We start from the raw sequence: 1,796 nt of genomic DNA, 5'->3' as shown, positions 1-1,796 counted from the left end.
ACTTTGAGTAAACAACAAGTGGATTCAATCCCCATAGAAGGTTAAAAAAAAAAAAAAAACGCATAGTACAACAGCGGATTAAATCAAATTGCGCCTTTGGCTTAAATGATTTAATCCTATAATGTTAGGGGCAATTTAAACAAACATCACGAATGAAATTAAAACCAATCTGTTTTTTAGCAATTTTAATTGGAATTTATTCCTGTAAGGAGACCCAAAAAACTGAATTGACTTTAAATGGAACTTGGAATTCCATAGGCTACGGACAACAAATTCATATAGACGATAGCAAAATGGAAATTTACGATGTTTACGAAAATGGATGTTCCTTTAACACACAACTTCCAAAAAATTATCTAAACGAATATTTTGAGGTAAAAAACCTGACCCAAGACAGTCTAACCTTAAGATTAGGCTTTACCAACTATGATTTTGTGCGCCCGAATTCGGAAACAAGTTATTGTGAACAGAAAAATTCGAGTACCAACGACCCTTTAAAGAATTTTGACGCTTTGTGGTATACTTTCAATGAAAATTATCCATCGTTCAAACTTAGAAACGTTGATTGGCAAGAGAGTAAAGAAAAATATCGTCCACGTCTTAATTCTCAATCTACAGATTTGGAACTATTCAATGTACTTGAAGAGATGACGTCTGAATTAAATGATGGACACGTATCGCTGGATATTCCAGAAAGCGTAGAAGATAAGATTGAGGATGAGGAGGATGAATTTGACCATACAAGAGAATCTGTTATAAATGCTATCAGCAATAAATACGTAGATAGTTTAAAGAGTTACAACAAAGGAATCATAAACTGGGGAATCATTAAAGACACTATTGGTTATATACAAATTAATGATTTTGAGGATTTAGCGAATTACGATATTGACCAAAACGCATCGGAAGAAGACTTTTGGGATGCGTATTGGGAAAACGCAGATAATAGTGAGAATTACCCAAAAGATGTACTCAACGGCATCAAGGAAATTATGAAGACCATATTTAACGATATTGAAGATACAAAATCCTGTATTATAGATGTACGATTTAACGGAGGCGGATTTGACCAAGCAGGACTTGAAGTTCTAAGCTACTTTACTGATAGTAAATCTGTTGTTTTTTCCAAAAAAGCGAGATATGGAAATGACTTTACTAAATCGCAAAACATTTATTTAGTACCAAATGAACAAACGTATAACGGTAAACTTTTCATATTGACAAGCTATCAAACGGCAAGTGCAAGTGAAACCTTTGTTTTGGCATCCCAAAGTTTAAAAAACACTAAAACAATCGGTTCAAATACCGAGGGGATTTTATCAGATGTTCTATCCAAAAAACTACCAAACGGCTGGGAATACGGACTTTCCAATGAAATTTATCTGGGAAAGGAAAAAATAAATTATGAGAAGAATGGAATTCCACCCGATTATGATTTGGATTACCCAAAATCAGGAATTGAGTTCTATAATCTACTAATAGATGAATTGAAAACCAATGACCGAGCAATTGAGAAAGTAATAGAGCTGAGCAAATAAAAACTGCCCCTAACATTGTATAAAAATAATAGCGGTTTAATCGCTAAAACGCAAGTGAACTATATAAATCAAACGACCGTGACTAACCGAAAAGTAAGCGCATAAAATCCGCTACTATTCTTATACGTTACCGTTGAACTAAACCTTCGGTAACTTTTTTCTGCTGGATTTCGTAATTTAATAGAAATAATTAAAATCTATAACTTATGTATCAAAAAAAAGAGTTGAGTCTTGCTGTGAAAAAGCAAAAAGAACTGT

Annotated in this window: 1 protein-coding gene; it reads left to right on the top strand. The window is 33.3% G+C overall.

Annotated features, from left to right (window positions below; translation table 11 throughout):
- Positions 1 to 152 precede the first annotated feature (152 nt).
- On the top strand, positions 153 to 1,538 hold the full coding sequence (locus tag F0000_RS27175; RefSeq protein WP_149627829.1) for a S41 family peptidase: 1,386 nt from the start codon (positions 153 to 155) through the stop codon (positions 1,536 to 1,538).
- Positions 1,539 to 1,796 lie beyond the last annotated feature (258 nt).

It is taken from the genome of Aquimarina sp. RZ0, assembly GCF_008370685.1.
In the GTDB taxonomy this organism is placed as follows: Bacteria; Bacteroidota; Bacteroidia; order Flavobacteriales; family Flavobacteriaceae; genus Aquimarina.
The sequence above is the reverse complement of the archived record's forward strand: the minus strand, read 5'-3'. Positions and strand labels throughout refer to the sequence as shown.